This window comes from Exiguobacterium sp. s130 (genome assembly GCF_018619055.1).
Lineage (GTDB): Bacteria > Bacillota > Bacilli > Exiguobacteriales > Exiguobacteriaceae > Exiguobacterium_A.
The window spans coordinates 587511-603055 of record NZ_JACSNI010000001.1 but is presented as its reverse complement, the minus strand read 5'-3'; the positions used below and the strand labels follow the sequence as shown (position 1 = coordinate 603055).

Here is a 15545-nt window from a genome sequence, read left to right as displayed (position 1 = left end):
ATTAATCCTCCCGCAATAAGATTTCTTTTGGATTCATTCGTAATAAGATAAGTGACGGTAATAAAACGGATAAAAAGACAATCAGACTACCGATTTGAACGACTTGTGCTAGTGTCGACCAGTCAATTTTCGTCGTCATCTCTGTAATTTGAGGAATACTAGCGAGGAGTTGTTGTCCTTGACCACCCGGACCTCCACCTGGACCTCCAAATCCATCCGTTGTAGCCGAACTTGCCGCTTCTGTCACTTCTCGGTTTAATAATTGATCGGTCATGAATTGTGATGTCATTCCTCCCGTCGCATACGTTATGAGAAACGCAACTGCCGCAATCGCAAATGTTTCAACTAATAATTGACTCATCAGCTTCGAACGTTTTTCACCCATTGCCATCAAAATCCCCATCTCTTTCCGGCGTTCACGTACAGATAACAAAATCAAAAGTGCCAGAATCAAACCACCTGCGATACTAACGAGATAGACGACTGATTTTGAGAAGGAAGCAACTTGTTCAATTGGTCCGACCATTTTTTGGTAAGCCGCATCATTCGCATCCAACGTGAACGTATCCCAGTCCACTGATGAAACCGATTTTGCTTTTTGTTTGAACGCCTCGACTTCAGACGGATCCTTTAAAGAGTAGACAACACTTGACGCACTCACTGTCCCATCCTCGGTAGCAAAGTCGGCAAGCGTCTCATTTGAAACATACATTTGATTCATCGGATCCATGAACCCCGCAGCACGGAAACTTGCGTCTGAACTCGCATCTGTCGATGAAGAAAGCCCGATGATCGTCAGTTTTTGTGTTTGATTCGTCGTCGTCGATTTCAGTTTGAATGTATCTCCTACTTTAAGGTCGTTTTCAGTTGCTAGATTTTCATCGATGACAACACTATTTTCTTTCGCATCAGACGTCAATGCTACGCCATCAACAATTTTTAATGTTCCATTCGAAAACGAATCAAGTAACTCCATATTCGTCACACCGTTCAACGAGAAGTCGGGCGTCGTCATTCCCTCTGGCATTTCACCGCCTGGTCCACCATCCGGTCCACCACCTGTATTCGTCGACTCACTTTCGATCGGTTCAATATCACTCGCGGTCGCGGTCGCTTGCGAAAGATAATTAGTCGACTTGACTGCATCTAGTTGTTCGATCGCTTCAACTTCTTTCATCGAAATTTTAACTTCTTCTGGTCTTCCTCGTTCTCCAGAAGCTTGTCGCTCCTGCATTTGTTTTTGTCGGTCGACTTGTAACGTCACGGTAGCTCCCAGTTCTTTTCTTGCTTCTTCTCCAGCTGATTTTGCAGCATTCTGAATCGCGAATCCTGATAGAACCAGCGATCCAATCACTGTCAAAATAATCAACATGATCATCGTCTTACCCTTTCGAGCGATGATACTCTTTCCAGCCCGTTTCAAAAAATTCATGTGTCCTGTTCCTCCTTTTATCGTCTGCATTCATCGTATGAAACGAATCTGTAGCTCGACTGTAGTTCAACTGTATCTTGAACGAAGAAACGCTATGAAACAAAAAAATGCAGTTCTTTTCAGTTAAGAAAAGAACTGCATTTTACTTTTAATCTGAAAATAGGTAACCGTGGAATCTTCATCATGATCCATGTCCTATTCCGTTATCTAATTATGCGCGAAGTTCCGCATTGAACGTTTCTTTCACTGCATCTACGACTCGCTGTTGCGCTGTCGTGATTTCTTCATCGACTAACGTCCGTTCTTTGTTTTGGTAACGGAGGGAGAAAGCGAATGATTTTTCATTCTCTCCGACGTTCTCTCCCGTATAGACATCGAATAATTCGATTGCCTGTAGAAGTGGACCGGCCGCCTCCGTCATGACATCGACGATGGATTGTGCCGTCACTGATCGCTCAACGACGATTGCTAAGTCACGTGTCATCGATGGGAAACGTGAGATTTCCGAGTAGACCTGTTCTTCCTTCGAACGCAATGCCATTGCCTCTAACTCGAAGACGTACACTTCTTTTAGACCATACTGTTCTTTTGACAGACCAGGATGCACTTGACCGACGAATCCAATTGCTTCTCCGTCAAGCAGAATACGTGCCGTCCGCCCTGGGTGCATCGATGGAATGCTCGCTGCTTCGAACGTCAACGTGACACCAGACGCATATGCGAGTGTCTCGACGATTCCTTTCATGACGAAGAAATCTGTTTTAACAAGTGTACCATGAGCACGGTGTTGTTCTGAGACACCGACTGCGACGCCGCCGATCATTTCTTGTTCGATTGGAAGTGTCTCAAGTGACGCATCCCGTTGCAGATAGACACTGCCGAGTTCATAAAACGCAACATCGGCATGCTGTCGTGCGACATTATGTTGTGCGACTTCAAGGAGTCCCGGAATGAGGGATGTCCGCAATGTCGAACGTGCTTCACTGATTGGCATCGCCAGTTTGACTGGATGCAAATCTTCCCGTTCATTGAATTGCATCGCGCGTTGTTCGCTCGTCAATGAATACGTGATCGCTTGCGAAAGACCTGCTCCCTGCAGTGTCCGGCGTAAATGACGACGGTGGATGTTCCGTTTTGGTAAGAAACCACGGCTCGCTTCAGACGGTAAGCTTGAAGTCAGGGCATCATATCCATAGAGACGTGCCACTTCTTCCGCTAAATCAGCTGGAATTTTCAAATCTTGGCGGCGAGTCGGTACGCTGACCGTCAAGGCATCCCCCGATAATTCAACACCGAGACCAAGACGTTCGAGTAACGTTTGCATGACCGTTCCTTCAATTTCCATACCAAGACGATGATTGATGTACGAGACACTCGCTTCAATCAAATGATCGTCAAGCTCGAGCGTTCCGGCTTGAGCGACACCCGCTTGAACCGTTCCACCCGAAAGTTCAGCAATCAAAGCTGCAGCACGATCGAGTGCTAACAAGACACGACGTGGGTCGACACCTTTTTCAAAACGCGCACTCGAGTCAGAACGGAGTCCAAGAACACGGCTCGTCTTCCGGACAGAAATCGGTGCGAAATAAGCAGACTCTAAAATGATCGATGTCGTATTTCCGTCCACTTCGGTATTTGCTCCACCCATGACTCCAGCAAGCGCGACCGGGCGTTCTCCGTCTGTAATGACGAGCATCGAAGAATCAAGTGTCCGCTCGACTTCGTCTAACGTCGTGAATGACTCCCCTGCACGTGCTTGACGCACGACGATTTGTTTCCCGAGTTTTTCGGCATCGAATGAATGAAGCGGCTGACCTGTTTCAAGTAAAACGAAGTTCGTGACGTCGACAACGTTGTTGATCGGACGAATGCCATTTGCAATCAAGCGGTTTTTTAACCAAGTCGGTGATTCTTGAATCGTCACCCCTTGGATTTCTCGAGCCGCGTAGAACGAACACTCCTCTGAATCAAGCGTTACTTCTACTGTCGTCGCTGGCTCTGCTTCTTTGACTTCAACGACCGGGAAAGTCGGTGTCGTGTCATAAAGCGCGGCCACTTCGTGTGCGACACCATACATGCTGAGACAGTCCGACCGGTTCGGCGTTAACCCAAGTTCGAGGATTTCATCGCGTAGACCGAGTAATTCTAGAACATCTTGTCCCGGTGTGACTGGTTCACGGAACGTGTGGATTCCGTCTTGCTCATCTTCTCGGATGTATTTCTTTTCGAATCCGAGTTCTTCGAGTGAACAAATCATCCCTTCCGAGACGACACCGCGCAATTTGGCACGTTTGATTTTAATCCCTGGCAAGCGGGCTCCGACACGCGCGACGATGACATCTTGTCCTGCTTCGACATTCGGTGCACCACAAACGATCTGGACCGGTTCGTCTTGTCCGATGTCAACTGTCGTGACGTTCAATTTATCTGCTTCTGGATGTTTTTCTTTCGTTAACACACGTCCGACGACGATGTTGTTTAACGCTTCATCCCGGACATCGACGCCTTCGACTTCGATTCCGCTCTTAGTAATCAAATCAGCCAGGTCTTGTCCTGATGTATGACTGACATCCACATATTCGTTCAACCATTGTTTTGAGACTAACATCTGCGTTCCCCCTTAAAACTGTTCGCTGAAGCGAACGTCATTCGTATAGAAGTGGCGAATATCATCGACACCGTATTTCAACATGGCAATCCGTTCGATGCCCATCCCGAATGCAAAACCTGACATTTTCGTGCTATCATATTCGGCCATTTCGAGAACGTGAGGATGAACCATTCCAGCACCTAGAATTTCAATCCAACCCGTCTGTTTACAGATGTTGCACCCTTTACCGCCACATTTGAAGCACGAAACGTCGACTTCGACGGACGGCTCCGTGAATGGGAAGAAACTTGGGCGTAAGCGGACTTCACGTGCTTCACCAAACATCTGCTTCGCGAAGGCTTCAAGCGTTCCTTTTAAGTCAGCCATCGAAATCGATTCTCCGACGACTAGTCCTTCGACTTGCATGAATTGGTGCGAGTGCGTCGCATCATCTTCATCCCGGCGATAGACTTTACCTGGGCAGAGAATACGGATCGGTTCCCCTTTAGAAGCGAGCATCGTCCGCGCTTGGACTGGTGACGTATGCGTTCGCATCAAAATTTCTTCCGTGATGTAGAATGAATCTTGCATATCACGTGCTGGGTGATCCTTCGGTAAATTCAACATCTCGAAGTTGAAAAGATCTTGCTCGACTTCCGGACCTTCAGCAATCGTATAACCGAGTCCGACGAAGATGTCTTCGATCTCATCTGACACCTGTTGCAAGAGGTGCGCATGACCGACCTTTTTCGGGCGTCCTGGTAATGTGACGTCAATTGCTTCCGCTGCCAGTTTCGCATCCATCTCCTGCTGTTTGACAGCTGTCAAACGTTGTTCGAGTTGCTCTTGGATCGCTTGACGAACCGTATTCGCGATCTCACCGACGACTGGTCGTTCTTCCGCTGATAGCTTACCCATTCCTCGTAATACTTCCGTGATTGGTCCCTTTTTCCCGAGATACTTGACTCGGACGTCATTGAGATCTTTTTGTGTTGTTGCCTGATCGACTAATGTCAACGCTTCATCGCGTAATGCTTCTAATTGCTCGCGCATCTTTCCCACTCCTTTAGTTGAAGATATAAAAAAACGTCCCTCCGGCAAATGCCGAAGGGACGATGTAAACACCGTGGTACCACCCTTGTTTGACTTTTCAATCGAAAAGTCCTCCAATTGCGCGATAACGGGCGCATCCCGTCACGATCTCTCGTGCGACTCCGGAGTGAATTCGGTTAGCAGATTCACGAAGCAGTTTTCAGTCTATGACTGCCTCTCCCTGATTGAATCATTCCCTAACGTACTCTGTTCCATCAACGTCCGTGATGTATTCCTGATGTTCACTTTAGCATGAACGACTGTCGGTTTCAATCCACGCTTGCAAAATAATAGAGCAAAATGCCTGCTGCTACTGCCGCATTCAATGACTCCGCTTTACCACGGATCGGGATGTAGGCACGCTCATCACAGTAAGAAAGCAACTCTGGCGCCACGCCTTGTGCTTCGTTCCCGATAATTAAACCGAGAGCATCCATCGGTGCGATCCCTTGATAAGACGTCGCTCCTTCTAACGCCGTGCCGATTACCGCAATCCCTTGTTCATGCAAGGCATTGACTGCCTCTTCGAGTGGCATTGCGATAACAGGTAAGTGAAATAGCGATCCTTGTGTCGCACGGATGACTTTTCCGTTATAGACGTCAACCGTTCCCGGTCCGACGACGACACCATCGAATCCAGCTGCGTCAGCTGTTCGAATCATCGTCCCGACGTTTCCGGGATCCTGCAAACGATCGAGTAGTAAATAACGTCCTCGCTCTAATTGTACCGAAGCTTGTTTCATCTCACAGACAGCGAAGATACCTTGCGACGTTTCCGTCTCAGCCAGTACTTTGATGACGGCTTCATCGATCGTAAAGACATCGGCGTTCCGTTTCCAAGAACCGGGTACTTGATACGATTCACGCACGATCAATTCCTTGACGATTCCAGCGCGAACAGCCTCTTCAATCAAGTGTTCTCCCTCAATCAAAAAGCGATTCGTCTGCAGACGTCCTTTTTTCGTTAAGAGTTTTTTCCATTGTTTAACGATTTCGTTCTTTGCTGATGCGATGTGCTTCATTGTTATATTACCCCTCGTAGATCGCTTGGACAGTCTCCGCATCAAGACGTTTTGTCACAGCAACGACTAAATCGACGGCTGCTTCGAAATCGGCCTTATGCATGATTGAGACGTTCGTGTGCAGATAACGAATCGGTACAGTCAATGCAAGTGATGGAACACCTGTATTCGATAAATGGAACTTCGCTGCATCCGTTCCGCCACCTGGTGTTAAGTCCAGTTGATACTTGATATTTTCTTCTGTTGCGACTTTCGTCACGAAATCGATCAATCCGCGATGTGCGATCATCGACGCGTCGAACATGATGACTTGAACGCCTTCACCTAATTTCGACAATGCTTCACGATCGGTCATTCCTGGCGTATCACCCGGGATACCTGTATCGACAGCAAAGGCGATCGATGGTTTAAGCAGGTGTGCGACAGTTTGAGCCCCGCGTAACCCGACTTCTTCCTGAACAGTCGCTCCTGCGAAAATCGTGTTCGGATGTCCGTCTGCTTTTAAGCGTTTGATTGCTTCGATTGCGATGGCACAACCAATCCGGTTGTCCCACGCTTTTGCCATCAAGAAGTTCTCATTTTTCATCACAGTAAATTCGCAATGTGGAACGACCGTATCACCCGGACGAATTCCCCAGCTGTCGACTTCGTCTTTCGATGAAGCACCGATATCGATGAACATCTCTTTAATGTCGACCGGCTTATTGCGCGCTTCCGGTGGTAAAACATGAGGTGGTTTTGCGCCGATTACACCTGGGATGACTTCACCAGATGATGTCACAATATTCATACGCTGCGCCAAGAGGACCTGACCCCACCAACCGCCGAGTGGTTGGAAACGAAGGAATCCTTTTTCATCGATCTTCGTGACCATGAATCCGACTTCATCCATGTGACCAGCAATCAATACACGTGGTGCATCTTCACCTGCGCCTTTATGTTCAGCAAACAGACTACCGAGACCATCTTGGTGGAATGCTTCTGCATGGGGTTCTAGATATTCACGCATGAGGCTCCGGACTTCCTTTTCATTTCCCGGTACACCTGTTGCGTCCGTGAGACGTTTTAGCATATGTAATTGTTCATTCATCTGATTTCCTCCTTAGTAACCGTTGTCTTGTCGTACATGGTTTGCTTCATTTTTAGAAATGTAAGCCTTGAAAATCATATCCTGTGTAAAACCTAGTGTAGCACCTAATGCAAGGTATGCACCAATCAAAACATCATAACTTTGTTCCGTCCGCGAAATCGCGAAGACGTTCGTTTTATTATAGACGTCTAAAAAAGCATCCGTTGCCGTTAAATAGAAGTCACCTTCTGCAAAATGACTCTTCTTATACTCAAGTGCTAGACCTAGTGAGAGTAGAAAATGGACGCCATCGACATATTCCTCAAGAATTGTGACTTGAGCGGATGGTCCCTTGTTCGACCAGAACTTGAAGCAACGTGTCTCGTTCGCAAGTTCACCGAGTTCGACCAATAAGGCAAGCAGACGCTCGTCGAATTGATTGCCTGTTAATTGATGTTCTGACTGAATCCGTTTATCCAACTGTTCTTGCATCTCAAAAAGTGTCAACCAATCCATCTTTAATTCTCCTTCTATCTAAAAAAATCATATGACCGTCTCATCGACGTGCCTTCTTATTTTATCATTAAATCGAAAAAAACGTCGGAGAATTAAATTCCCCGACGAATTGTAGAACTTAAGCGTTCAATTTTGCTTTTGCTGTGTCAGCAAGTGAAGCAAATGCAGTTGCATCTGTAACTGCGAGGTCAGCGAGCATCTTACGGTTAACGTCGATACCTGCTAATTTAAGACCATGCATCATGCGGCTGTAAGAAAGACCGTTGATACGTGCTGCCGCATTGATCCGAGTGATCCAGAGGCGACGGAAGTCACGTTTCTTTTGACGACGGTCACGGTAAGCGTACATGAGAGATTTCATGACTTGCTGTTTCGCAACCTTGAAGAGTGTATGTTTCGAGCCGTAGTAGCCCTTAGCTAATTTGAGTTGTTTTTTACGACGTTGACGAGTCGTATATCCGCCTTTTACGCGTGGCATATAAATTCCCTCCTAAATCTGTATACGATTGGATAAATTACTTCGCGATCATGTGACGGATGCGTTTGAAGTCACCCGTAGATACCATGCTAGCTTTACGTAATTTACGTTTCGCTTTTGTTGATTTGTTACCGAACAAGTGGCTTGTGTAAGCACGACCACGTTTCAATTTGCCAGAAGCAGTACGTTTGAAACGTTTAGAAGCACCGCGGTGCGATTTCATTTTAGGCATGAGAGATTCCCTCCTACTTCGATTCGATTAGTCTTCTTTCTTAGGAGCAAGCACGAGGAACATGCTGCGTCCTTCCATCTTCGGTCTCTGTTCCACAACACCGAACTCACTTAAATCCGTTGCGAGGCGTTCGAGAACGCGTTTACCGATTTCCGAGTGAGTGATGGCACGACCGCGGAAGCGAATGCTCGCTTTCACTTTGTTACCATTCTCCAAGAATTTCTTCGCATTACGGAATTTCGTTTGGAAGTCGTTCTCCTCGATCGTCGGGCTAAGACGAACTTCTTTCATCTGAATCACTTTCTGATTCTTCCGAGTTTCTTTGTCCTTCTTTTGCATCTCGAAACGGTATTTACCGTAGTCCATGATCTTACAAACTGGCGGCGTCGCTTGTGGAGCGACCATGACGAGGTCAAGTTCCGCTTCCTCTGCGAGACGTAGCGCTTCGTTGCGTGATTGGACACCTAGTTGAGCACCATCCGCTCCGATAAGACGAACTTCCCGGGCACGGATGCTTTCATTGATTAACAGATCTTTGCTAATGGTTAGCACCTCCATCGTGCATTGCACGAAAAATGAATGATAGAAAACGCTATAAAAAAAGCGTCGGCAGTTTTTCCCGCCCACACTCATAAGGAACGCCAAAGCACAGCATTTGCTATACATTGCGTATCTTCATGATGAACCAGTACGAGTGATCATACATGGTGAGAAGCGGGATGCTTCTGCTTTGTTGTCATTTCACTTTGCTATCATAGCACTTGTTTTCCCGTGATGTCAAGCCGCTTTCTATGTTCTTACAGAACGTTGCTCACATACTTGATTATAATAGCAATCCTTTGAGCGATAAGCAAGAAGTTTCTAACCTGTTTTTCACGGGTACATTCATAACATGAAAAAAGATTCAGAACATTCGCAAGCAAAACTGTTTATTTAGAATGATTATTGTTTTATAATTAATTTAATCTTACATAAGGGGAGAATAACAGATGACTGAAAAACGATTAACGACCAATCAAGGTGTCCCAATCGGAGACAACCAGAATTCACGTACGGCTGGACGTCGCGGACCAACTTTATTAGAAGACTATCAATTAATTGAAAAGATGGCCCATTTCGATAGGGAACGTGTACCTGAGCGCGTCGTACATGCTCGTGGCTTTGGTGCTCACGGTGTCTTCACTGTCAAAAATTCAATGAAAAAGTACACGAAAGCTGCGTTTTTACAAGAAGAAGGGACAGAAGTTCCTGTTTTCGCCCGCTTCTCGACTGTTATTCACGGCACGCATTCTCCAGAGACGCTCCGCGATCCACGTGGATTCTCTGTCAAGTTCTATACAGAAGAAGGAAACTGGGATTTCGTCGGGAACAATCTTCCTGTCTTCTTCATTCGCGACGCCATGAAATTCCCGGATATGGTCCATTCTCTCAAACCAGATCCAAGAACGAACATTCAAGATCCTGACCGTTACTGGGACTTCATGACACTTCGTCCGGAATCGACGAACATGCTCATGCACCTTTTCACGGATGAGGGTATTCCTGCAAGCTACCGTAAAATGCGTGGTTCTTCCGTTCACTCATTCAAATGGGTGAATGCACACGGTAATACGGTTTATGTGAAACTACGCTGGGTACCAAAAGCTGGTGTTCATAATCTCTCAGCAGAAGAAGCGACAGAGATTCAAGGAAAAGACTTCAACCATGCTTCAAACGATACGTTCCAAGCGATTGAAGATGGCGATTACCCGGAATGGGATCTGTTCGTACAGGTACTTGATCCAGCTGACGTCGATCAGTTCGATTTCGATCCGCTCGACGCGACAAAGGATTGGTTCGAAGATGTCATCCCGTTCCAACACGTCGGTACGATGACATTGAACAAAAACGTCGATAACTATTTCGCTGAAACAGAATCAGTCGGGTTCAACCCAGGTGTCTTGATTCCAGGGATGTTGCCATCTGAGGATAAGTTGTTACAAGGTCGCTTGTTCTCTTACTCGGACACACAACGCTACCGTATTGGCACGAATTATCAACAACTTCCAATCAACTGTCCGTTTGCACAAGTGAACAACTACCAACGTGACGGTGCAATGCCGGTCGGTCAGCAAACGAGTCCGGTCAACTACGAACCGAACCGTTATCAAGAAGAACCAAAAGAAACACCCGAGTATACGGAAGAAAATCAACCGTTGCTTGATGATAAACATGGTCGTCTCGAAATCGAGAAGACGAATAACTTTGGTCAAGCCGGAGAAGTATACCGTCGCCTGACAGAAGAAGAGCAAGCAGCTCTCTTGAAGAACCTCGTCAACGACCTTCAGCAAGTGCGTCATGAAAATACGGTCCTGCTCGCAATCTGTAACTTCTATCGTGCTGATGCTTCACTCGGTCAGAAGCTATCAGAAGCTTTACAAGTCAATATCGAACCGTTCCTGCAACAAATGCGGTCATAACGCAAAACGAGCACCCTCGACGCTAGTCTTGGGTGCTTGTTTGTGTCTTAGTATGGAATGAAATCATAGCGCTCTGCTGTTTTATACGTGAACTCGTTCAATTTTTTGAATAAGACGATTTGATCGAGTCCAACCTGCTTGACTGTATTTTGTTGCATATACCGTTTTTGATCTGCTGTAAACGTATTATAAATGGGCGAATAGCCGTTACTTTGGAACGGTTGCATTTGAATCGCACGATCCGCGTCTTCCAATCGATTGTAGCGAATCGTCCCTCCGACAACTCCTCTACCGAGAATCGTCATCGCTTTCCCATCTGCTCGATGCACATTTCGGATCGTATTGTAACGGACCGTTGGATTCTTCCAGTTCATCATCGAAATCGCATAATCCTTCGTTCCGTCAATCGTGTTTTTTTCAATCCGGACGTTCGTGTGTAATTTGTTTTCTGTGTATTGATGTGTGCCGATCGCCACATTGATGTTACGGAACAAGTTATTACGAATCGTGATGTCTTCATTTGGAGTGCCATCTTGATTCGACCACTTCCAGTTGAAGCCCTTCGTGATTGGATCTGGAGTATCGAGATTAATCGATTCATTCGGACCTGTATTCGGTATCATGACAGCATCGACGAATTTCATGTTTTCGATGACTGCCTTCTTCGTCGCATCAAGTTCCATCGCATGTGAACCCTTTTGATTCCGTACTGTGATGCCGCCGATATATAAGTTTTGATTATGGGCAATAGCGAAAGCCGAACCACGCGCATATCGATTCAAGTCGATCTGTGCATTCCCCTTACCGATGAGTTTAACGTTCTGTGAACCGTTATATTTGCCAACTTTTTTATTCAGACGCAAAACCGATGGCGCAACCAAATCAAAGACACTTGTCGTCGAACTAATCTTTGTCGTTCCTGTCTCAGTCGTCTTTTTGATGATGACGCCATCTTCCAAGATCACCGTCGTATTGGACGGAATACCGACTCGTAGTGGAGACAGATATGTTCCTTTCGTCAAGACGAGTGTCCCTCCCCCCTCTTTTTCAAGTCGTTCCAAATAAGAGCGCATCGTATAATGGTTGCGCGTCTTTGTGTTATAGGTCGTATATTTACGGATTGCTGGGTCAATCGCTTCTGTTTTTGGTGTGATCCGGTACGTCTTTTTAGTCGTCGCCGCATCTGCTTTTCCCGGATGAACACCTATTAAAAGTGAAAAGGCGATGAAAACAGCAAGAGTCGTCTGTTTCATTTTTCTGTAACTTCCTTCCTACCCTTCAAAACATTCTATCCCATGAAGGTTTATTATAGAATTTATCCAATTAAAGGAAAAATGATTTTCGGTTATGTTGGATAGATGTAGCTGGATGATCTACCTTTATCATCGGCTTGTTGCTTCCTTCTTTTAAGAATCACATCACAAAAAAAGTCCGCCCTACATCAGCAGGACGAACTCTTTCATGAGGCTAGAATTATTTTGAACGGTTTGCGATTTCTTGCTCTAAATCTGCAACGAATTGTTCGAGTGATGCATTACTCGAGTCTTTTGAACCGTAACGACGAATGTTGACTTCGCGCGTTTCTACTTCTTTGTCACCTAAAACGAGCATGACCGGTACTTTATTGACTTGTGCTTCACGAATACGATAACCGAGTTTCTCGTCACGGAAATCTGTTTCGACGCGGATTCCCTTTTTCAACAGGATCGCTTTGATTTCACGGGCATAGTCTTCATGAACACCAGAAACCGGAATCAATTTCACCTGAACGGGTGCGAGCCATGTTGGGAATGCGCCTTTGTATTCTTCGATCAAGTAAGCAACGAATCGTTCCATCGTTGATACGACACCTCGGTGTAAGACGACTGGACGGTGATCTTGTCCGTCGTTCCCTTTGTATGTCAATTCGAATCGCTCTGGTAAGAGGAAGTCGAGTTGGACTGTTGAGAGCGTCTCATCTTTACCAAGCGCTGTCCGAACTTGAACGTCAAGCTTTGGTCCGTAGAATGCGGCTTCGCCTTCTGCTTCGAAGTATTCGAGTTCGAGTTCATCCATTGTTTCTTTCAACTCACGTTGCGCCATTTCCCAGATCGCATCGTTGTCGAAGTACTTCTCTTTGTCCGCTGGGTCACGGTATGAAAGACGGAACTTGTAATCTGTGATCCCGAAATCAGCATAGACTTCTTGAATGAGATGAACGATGGCTTTAAACTCATCTTTCATTTGGTCAGGACGGACGAACGTATGTCCATCGTTAAGAACCATGTAACGAACACGTTGAAGACCAGTCAAGGCACCAGACATTTCGTAACGGTGCATGCCACCAAGCTCCGCGACACGAAGTGGTAAATCACGGTACGAACGTGGTTCGTTCTTATAGACCATCATATGATGTGGACAGTTCATCGGGCGAAGAACGAGTTCTTCATTGTCCATCTCCATTTTCGGGAACATGTCATCTTGATAGTGATCCCAGTGCCCCGATGTCTTGTATAGATCGACTGAACCGAGGACCGGTGTATAGACGTGCTCATACCCAAGTTCGAGTTCTTTATCGACGATATAACGCTCGACTGTCCGGCGGATCGCTGCTCCTTTTGGTAACCACATCGGGAGTCCTTGACCGACTTCTTGAGAAGTGAAGAACAATCCAAGTTCCTTCCCGAGTTTACGGTGATCCCGTTCTTTTGCTTCAGCGAGGAAGTGGAGGTGTTGTTTCAACTGATCTTTTGTTGCCCATGCTGTACCGTAAATCCGTTGTAACATCTTGTTTTTCGAATCACCACGCCAGTAAGCACCAGCAATGCTCATCAATTTGAAGACTTGTAGCTTCGCTGTCGCTGGAACGTGTGGTCCACGGCATAGATCGAAGAATTCGCCTTGACGGTAAATCGTCAAATCCTGATCAGCAGGAATCGACTCGATCAATTCAACCTTCAACGGATCATTGAGTTCTTTATAGATGGCAAGTGCCTCGTCACGCGAGACGACTTCTCGTTCGATCGGCAAGTTTTCACCGGCAATTTTATTCATCATCTTCTCGATTTCTGGAAGGTCCTCTTCTGTCAGACGACGTTCCATATCGATGTCATAGTAAAAACCATTCTCGATTGTCGGTCCAATTCCAAGATGAATCGTTTCATCCGGATACAGACGTTTGATGGCTTGTGCCATCAAATGAGCTGAAGAGTGACGAATCAAGTCGAGCCCTTCTTCTGAATCCGGCATGATCAATTCAATTGTACCGTCCTCTTCGATTGGACGACGGTAATCGATGGCGTGCCCGTTCAATTTAGCAGCAAAGGCTTTTTTACGAAGACCTGGGCTGATCGAAGCTGCCACTTCTTCAGCTGTCGTGCCGGCTGCAAATTCCTTTACGGCGCCGTCTGGAAATGTAAGTGCGATGTTTGACATGACTGTTTCCCCCTTTTACAAAATAAAAAAAGACTCATCCCTAAAAAGGGACGAGTCTTAATCTCGTGGTACCACCCTCGTTCCCGGACCATGTACTGGTTCGGCTCGAACACGCGTTAACGGGCGTGAGGCGCAAACGGATTAGCCCCGTTCGTGCTATGAGGGAGTAAAGACATGAATGATGCCATGAGAAGCTTCCACCGTTCTTCTCTCGCTAGTTTGGTTCATTTCATACTCCATATCCTCAATCGTTGCATCGTCTATTGACGTGTCATTAGTATAACGAATCCGTTGCTTCCTTGACAAGGAAAATTAGTAGCGACGTCGATTTTCACCAAGGAACTCGATTGGTTGCGTCGTCGTCCGGATTCGTTCCATCAGTCGTGCAGCCTTTAACTTATCGCCTTGATCGTTCGTGATTCCGAAATGGAGCTCGAGTTCATCATAAGATAAGTTCGAGCTGAATAATGTTGGCAGACGATGCATCATGCGATACTGCAAAATGATCCCGAACAATTCATCCCGTACCCACGGGCTGATCGATTCAGCACCGATATCGTCAATCAACAAGACTGGAATCGTTTGAAATCCTTCGAGGAATGTATCGAATGAGTCAGACCGAATCCGCCGTTTCGCTTCAGCGACAAACCCCGGGGCATGGACAAGAATCGTTGCAATCCGTTCTTTTTTCAAAGCATTCCCGATCGCAGCCAAGAGGTATGTTTTCCCGACGCCAAAGCTACCATGAAGGTATAATCCCTTGACCGTCTCCTTCGAGCGGAGATGATTGAGGAACTGAGACGCCGCACGCAAGGCAAGCTTACGGTCCGTCGTCGATAAGTCAAAATCACTGAAGTTCGCATCGCGGACTTCATCCGGCAGGAACAGGCTCTTAAATTTCTTCTCAAGCGCACGTTCATCCTCTCGGTCTTTTAACGCTTGCGACTTCTCATACGAGACGACGATCTGTCCTTTTTCGACGTGCAGGATCGGCTGGTACCCTTCGATGACTGCTTTACTTTCAATCAGTCGATTTCCGTCCATCTGTTCCGCATATTCATTCAATTTGAGCATGCCCCGCTCGATCATCCGTTGATCGATCTCCGGATGTGTCCGCAAGAACATGACGACACCTGGATGAGACAACACTCGTTGTTGAATCGCTCGAACCGATTCTGCGACGTCCGGTCGACTTAATATTTTTTCGATAGATGATTGGATATGTTCCATGTCTCGACTCC

The 15545-nt window shown here is 46.4% G+C and carries 13 protein-coding genes; 1 reads left to right on the top strand and 12 read right to left on the bottom strand.

The window, feature by feature from the left end:
- Position 1: 1 nt before the first annotated feature.
- The 9 genes from HZS85_RS02990 to infC all read right to left on the bottom strand — a co-directional run bounded on the left by HZS85_RS02990 (position 2) and on the right by infC (position 8989).
- Positions 2-1432 carry an ABC transporter permease gene (locus HZS85_RS02990; protein ID WP_214852912.1) on the bottom strand — a complete coding sequence of 477 codons (1431 nt, stop codon included), beginning with the start codon at positions 1430-1432 and terminating at the stop codon, positions 2-4.
- Between the two features lie 211 nt (positions 1433-1643).
- Entirely contained in the window at positions 1644-4040 is a 2397-nt protein-coding gene (gene pheT, locus HZS85_RS02985) for a phenylalanine--tRNA ligase subunit beta (RefSeq protein ID WP_214852909.1), read from the bottom strand.
- A 12-nt stretch (positions 4041-4052) separates the two neighbouring features.
- Entirely contained in the window at positions 4053-5075 is a 1023-nt protein-coding gene (pheS, locus tag HZS85_RS02980; protein WP_056062640.1) for a phenylalanine--tRNA ligase subunit alpha, read from the bottom strand.
- Between the two features lie 308 nt (positions 5076-5383).
- Positions 5384-6169: a TrmH family RNA methyltransferase gene (locus tag HZS85_RS02975; protein WP_396205226.1), complete on the bottom strand. Its 786-nt coding sequence runs from the start codon at positions 6167-6169 to the stop codon at positions 5384-5386.
- Entirely contained in the window at positions 6144-7226 is a 1083-nt protein-coding gene (locus HZS85_RS02970) for a M42 family metallopeptidase (protein ID WP_214852903.1), read from the bottom strand. The genes HZS85_RS02975 and HZS85_RS02970 overlap by 26 nt, the downstream gene beginning before the upstream one ends.
- A 12-nt stretch (positions 7227-7238) precedes the next feature.
- On the bottom strand, positions 7239-7721 hold the full coding sequence (locus HZS85_RS02965; RefSeq protein ID WP_214852896.1) for a dUTP diphosphatase: 483 nt from the start codon (positions 7719-7721) through the stop codon (positions 7239-7241).
- A gap of 118 nt (positions 7722-7839) precedes the next feature.
- A complete protein-coding gene (rplT, locus tag HZS85_RS02960; protein WP_012371057.1) occupies positions 7840-8199 on the bottom strand; it encodes a 50S ribosomal protein L20 in 360 nt (119 codons plus the stop codon).
- A gap of 37 nt (positions 8200-8236) precedes the next feature.
- Positions 8237-8431, bottom strand: coding sequence for a 50S ribosomal protein L35 (rpmI, locus tag HZS85_RS02955; protein WP_023469015.1), 195 nt, complete (start codon positions 8429-8431; stop codon positions 8237-8239).
- 27 nt (positions 8432-8458) lie between these two features.
- The gene (infC, locus tag HZS85_RS02950) at positions 8459-8989 is read right to left on the bottom strand and encodes a translation initiation factor IF-3 (protein ID WP_029342318.1); all 531 of its coding nucleotides are present in this window, start codon (positions 8987-8989) and stop codon (positions 8459-8461) included.
- Positions 8990-9420: 431 nt separating this feature from the next.
- Here infC and HZS85_RS02945 point away from each other — a divergent pair, with 431 nt between their 5' ends.
- Positions 9421-10890 carry a catalase gene (locus tag HZS85_RS02945; protein ID WP_035406325.1) on the top strand — a complete coding sequence of 490 codons (1470 nt, stop codon included), beginning with the start codon at positions 9421-9423 and terminating at the stop codon, positions 10888-10890.
- Positions 10891-10937: 47 nt separating this feature from the next.
- Here the strand turns inward: HZS85_RS02945 and HZS85_RS02940 are convergent, their stop codons facing one another.
- The 3 genes from HZS85_RS02940 to dnaI all read right to left on the bottom strand — a co-directional run bounded on the left by HZS85_RS02940 (position 10938) and on the right by dnaI (position 15534).
- Entirely contained in the window at positions 10938-12143 is a 1206-nt protein-coding gene (locus HZS85_RS02940; protein ID WP_214852893.1) for a glycoside hydrolase family protein, read from the bottom strand.
- Positions 12144-12363: 220 nt separating this feature from the next.
- Positions 12364-14304 (bottom strand): threonine--tRNA ligase, encoded by a 1941-nt coding sequence (gene thrS, locus HZS85_RS02935; protein ID WP_214852890.1) that lies wholly within the window; start codon positions 14302-14304, stop codon positions 12364-12366.
- 312 nt (positions 14305-14616) lie between these two features.
- Positions 14617-15534 (bottom strand): primosomal protein DnaI, encoded by a 918-nt coding sequence (gene dnaI / locus HZS85_RS02930; protein WP_035406319.1) that lies wholly within the window; start codon positions 15532-15534, stop codon positions 14617-14619.
- Positions 15535-15545: the final 11 nt, after the last annotated feature.

Bases quoted from the DNA above. Each gene is read 5' to 3' on its own strand.
- HZS85_RS02990 (WP_214852912.1), bottom strand. From the start codon at position 1,432: ATGAATTTTTTGAAACGGGCTGGAAAGAGTATCATCGCTCGAAAGGGT.
- pheT (WP_214852909.1), bottom strand. From the start codon at position 4,040: ATGTTAGTCTCAAAACAATGGTTGAACGAATATGTGGATGTCAGTCAT.
- pheS (WP_056062640.1), bottom strand. From the start codon at position 5,075: ATGCGCGAGCAATTAGAAGCATTACGCGATGAAGCGTTGACATTAGTC.
- HZS85_RS02970 (WP_214852903.1), bottom strand. From the start codon at position 7,226: ATGAATGAACAATTACATATGCTAAAACGTCTCACGGACGCAACAGGT.
- HZS85_RS02965 (WP_214852896.1), bottom strand. From the start codon at position 7,721: ATGGATTGGTTGACACTTTTTGAGATGCAAGAACAGTTGGATAAACGG.
- rplT (WP_012371057.1), bottom strand. From the start codon at position 8,199: ATGCCACGCGTAAAAGGCGGATATACGACTCGTCAACGTCGTAAAAAA.
- rpmI (WP_023469015.1), bottom strand. From the start codon at position 8,431: ATGCCTAAAATGAAATCGCACCGCGGTGCTTCTAAACGTTTCAAACGT.
- infC (WP_029342318.1), bottom strand. From the start codon at position 8,989: ATGGAGGTGCTAACCATTAGCAAAGATCTGTTAATCAATGAAAGCATC.
- HZS85_RS02945 (WP_035406325.1), top strand. From the start codon at position 9,421: ATGACTGAAAAACGATTAACGACCAATCAAGGTGTCCCAATCGGAGAC.
- HZS85_RS02940 (WP_214852893.1), bottom strand. From the start codon at position 12,143: ATGAAACAGACGACTCTTGCTGTTTTCATCGCCTTTTCACTTTTAATA.
- thrS (WP_214852890.1), bottom strand. From the start codon at position 14,304: ATGTCAAACATCGCACTTACATTTCCAGACGGCGCCGTAAAGGAATTT.
- dnaI (WP_035406319.1), bottom strand. From the start codon at position 15,534: ATGGAACATATCCAATCATCTATCGAAAAAATATTAAGTCGACCGGAC.